4 protein-coding genes are annotated in these 3,636 nt (G+C 40.5%); 1 reads left to right on the top strand and 3 read right to left on the bottom strand.

The features are described from left to right. The coding region (gene guaA, locus SPADD19_RS06555; protein WP_128861604.1) for a glutamine-hydrolyzing GMP synthase at window positions 1-866 on the top strand (866 nt) is incomplete at its 5' end. A 241-nt stretch (window positions 867-1,107) separates the two neighbouring features. On the opposite strand, the gene SPADD19_RS06550 is transcribed toward guaA, so the two are convergent. From SPADD19_RS06550 to SPADD19_RS06540, 3 genes are all read right to left on the bottom strand, one after another. After that, window positions 1,108-2,118: a DUF1002 domain-containing protein gene (locus SPADD19_RS06550; RefSeq protein WP_003016663.1), complete on the bottom strand. Its 1,011-nt coding sequence runs from the start codon at window positions 2,116-2,118 to the stop codon at window positions 1,108-1,110. Between the two features lie 239 nt (window positions 2,119-2,357). Beyond that, window positions 2,358-2,960, bottom strand: coding sequence for a lysozyme family protein (locus SPADD19_RS06545; protein WP_003007284.1), 603 nt, complete (start codon window positions 2,958-2,960; stop codon window positions 2,358-2,360). Then, on the bottom strand, window positions 2,960-3,636 hold a 677-nt coding region (locus tag SPADD19_RS06540), incomplete at its 5' end, for a nucleoid-associated protein (protein ID WP_061455562.1). The genes SPADD19_RS06545 and SPADD19_RS06540, both read right to left, overlap by 1 nt.

Raw genomic sequence — 3,636 nt, 5'->3', positions numbered from 1 at the left:
CAGGTGGTGTTGACTCTTCTGTTGTTGGGGTTCTCCTTCAAAAAGCCATCGGCGATCAATTGATCTGTATCTTTGTAGACCACGGTCTTCTTCGTAAAGGTGAAGCTGACCAAGTGATGGATATGCTTGGTGGCAAGTTTGGTTTGAACATTGTCAAAGCAGATGCTGCAAAACGTTTCCTTGATAAGTTAGCTGGAGTATCTGATCCTGAGAAAAAACGGAAGATCATTGGTAACGAGTTTGTTTATGTCTTTGATGACGAAGCAAGTAAACTCAAAGATGTAAAATTCTTGGCACAAGGAACACTCTACACTGACGTGATCGAGTCTGGTACGGATACTGCTCAAACCATCAAGTCTCACCACAATGTGGGGGGACTTCCAGAAGATATGCAGTTTGAACTGATCGAACCACTCAACACTCTTTACAAGGATGAGGTTCGTGCTCTTGGTACAGAGCTTGGTATGCCAGACCACATCGTATGGCGCCAACCATTCCCAGGCCCAGGACTTGCCATCCGTGTTATGGGAGAAATCACTGAAGAAAAACTTGAAACCGTTCGTGAATCAGATGCTATTCTTCGTGAAGAAATCGCCAAAGCTGGTCTTGACCGTGATATCTGGCAATACTTCACAGTCAACACAGGCGTTCGTTCAGTAGGTGTTATGGGTGACGGCCGTACCTACGACTACACTATCGCTATCCGCGCTATCACTTCTATCGATGGAATGACAGCAGACTTTGCGAAGATTCCATGGGAAGTCCTCCAAAAAATCTCAGTCCGTATCGTAAACGAAGTTGACCACGTCAACCGCATCGTCTACGATATCACAAGCAAACCACCTGCAACTGTAGAGTGGGAATAAAAAAAAGGTCCGGGGGACCTTTTTTTCACGAGCCAAAAATTAGCAAAGCGAGTTTTAAGGTCCGGGGGACCTTTTTTCACGAGCCAAAAATTAGCAAAGCGAGTTTTAAGGTCCACTGGACTTTTTTTCACGAGCTTAAAATTAGAATTTAGCAACCCTAAAAATGTCTTATAAAATATAAGAATCATTAAACACACAAAAAGCACTCTGACTTCTTGTCAGGAGTGCTTTCCTGCTATTTTTAGCCAACTAAACCACTAAAGAATTTGACAATGGCATTCCAGATGGCTCCGAAGAAGCCTGCAATGGCATTCCACGCATTTGTAAAGAAGTTACCACTATCTTTTAAAATAGCATTGGTATCAAAATTCAGATTGATATTGTTAAAGGTATCGCCTGCCTTATCTACGATACTATCTTTCAGATCCGACAAGGTTTTAGTAAAGCTTTTGCTGCTAATGACGCTGCTCTTTGAGAGGTTGACTGCGAAATTCACGATCAAATTAATCTGATCACCTGTTACAGTTGTATCCAGCTTATAATTTTTAAGGGTTTCTTCGACGATCTTTCGAATATCATCCTTGCTTAAATCCTGATTGTTCTGTTTGGCATTGGCTACTGCCGTTTTAATGTCGGTCAATGCCACGTTCAATTTATCCGCATCGAAGTTTTTCTTTCCCGCGTTCTCTTCATTGATACCTGATAGAGTCTTTAACTCTTCTTGGGCTAGATCCTTGCTTTCTTGAGAAACCTTGGCACCATTTTTCTCAAGCGAGTAATAGATCCCAGCTAAGGCACTTTCTCCGGTCACTTGGATAGGGGAAGCTACTGTAATTTGAGCATGCTCCAATCCAAGTGTAACGGCTGCATTACGATACATATCTGCAGTGACCTTGGTGATGTTTTGAGGCGTCACGATATTCACTTCTAGTGGCTTATTTTTACCTAATTTTTGAATTTTAACAGAGGAATAAAGTTCCAAACTATCATCGTTGGCAACGTTCATAATCGAAGAATAAACCTCTGGTGTCATCGTTTTCCACTCTTCTTTATCTTTTGAACTATCGTAGTTCAAGAGACTCAATGTTTGTTCGATTTGACTTTGGTCCAGCGAATAGCCCAAAACATAGTCTGGCTTGACATAGGTTTCATCAATGACTTTCTGCACATTGCTATCTGCGGAAACTCGCGGGATAGCGGTAAACAAGGCCAAAGTCGTCGTTACAAACAATGCAATCTTCTTTAATTTCATCTTTTTCTTCTTTCTAACTCAAATCAACTCTGGGCATCTCTTATAACCTTTCTCACCTCACTAGAGATGAAAAAAGAAGTAAATAAAGAGTTTACCCACTTCGATTTTCATTATACAGTTGATTTCTTAAAACTAGCTTACAGTTCTTTTAAGAATGCATGACATTTTTATTATCCCTCAAAATCAGAGGCAGAACTGATCAGCTAAAAAAAAGAGCCAATCGGCTCTCTGAAAAATGATTAAAACCATGAAAATAACTTCATAATCGTCATATTGGTTTCTACCAAACGGGAATAATAAATATTGCCACCATTAATGTAGAGTTCCATCCCGTTTAAAAGAGAGATAGGGTGGAGGTAAAGATAAGTTTCACCAGTTACATTGCCAAGACTTGGCGCTACCACATCCCGCGAATAAGCGCGGGCCAACTCTAAGGAATTTGTTCCACCGTGTTTTGCGACGTAATCGATGTAGTCTTTCCCAAAATTATAGGCTTGAACCGCAGTCCAGCTATCAACGCCTTTTTTCTTGGCTTCTTTTAACTCATCTGAAAGAGTTTGAATTCCTTGGCGAATACTGGCCTTATTATCACTAATAGTATTGGTCTCACCACTTGCACTCTCACTCGCCTGCATGACATCGTCTTCTCTGCCTTTGGTCTCAGTATAGATCATAGCAAGAATGAGGTTTTCATTGGCCGTGGTGTCCTCCTCAGCAAGGACTTCTCTAACCAGGGAGCGGTACTGCATGACTTGTTTGACGTCATGATGGATCTGAATTCCCTTGTAGATTCCAAATATTAGTAAGATGAATAAGAAGATCTTCACTATACGTTTAATCATTATTTACTCTGTATATCCTCAATATTTTTGATCAGAATAGAATAGGTCCCGTTCTCGTTTAGAATAAATTCAACAGATTCTGCATCTTCATAGACATTATTCGGAACGATCAGTTCAATTCCATTTGACAATGACAATTTCTGATTTTCGAACTTCTTCAACTGGCGACTTGCATCAATCTCTTCAAAGGTGACAGGCTCTGGTACAGCTTCTTTAACTTGGTCAATAAAACTAAGGCGAGCTGTCAGATTGTCGTCGAAGAGATCATCCGCTAATTTCTCAGGAGAGAGTTTATTTTCTTCCTCAATATGATTAAAAATAGCTGATTTAACCTTTGATTGAAATTGAAAATCATCTGTGTTAAAGCTTTCCGCAATCTTCTGTGCTGTTTTTTCTAGTGCCTTGATCGATTTTTTAGGAGAGATCTTGGGTTGCGCCTGCAACAGATTCTCAGAAAAATAGTTCAAGAAAGTCCCATTGTACTTGATTCGTTTTTCAATCAAGTGGTATTTGCGGCTTTGAAGATTGATGACCAAAGCTTCATCTGCACCAGTCCCAAAACCAGGTAGATTATTTTGCGTCAACTTAATCGGATTGTCCACTTCACCACCAAGATGCGTCAGGGTTTCCCGTAAGGCAATCCGAAGAAAGGCAAAATGGTCCACCCCTTCTTTTG

This window comes from Streptococcus parasanguinis, from assembly GCF_001578955.1.
In the GTDB taxonomy this organism is placed as follows: domain Bacteria; phylum Bacillota; class Bacilli; order Lactobacillales; family Streptococcaceae; genus Streptococcus; species Streptococcus parasanguinis_U.
The sequence above is the reverse complement of the archived record's forward strand: the minus strand, read 5'-3'. Positions and strand labels throughout refer to the sequence as shown.

What these genes read in the sequence shown, in the direction of transcription:
- SPADD19_RS06550 (WP_003016663.1), bottom strand. Translation starts at nt 2,118, where the DNA reads ATGAAATTAAAGAAGATTGCATTGTTTGTAACGACGACTTTGGCCTTG.
- SPADD19_RS06545 (WP_003007284.1), bottom strand. Translation starts at nt 2,960, where the DNA reads ATGATTAAACGTATAGTGAAGATCTTCTTATTCATCTTACTAATATTT.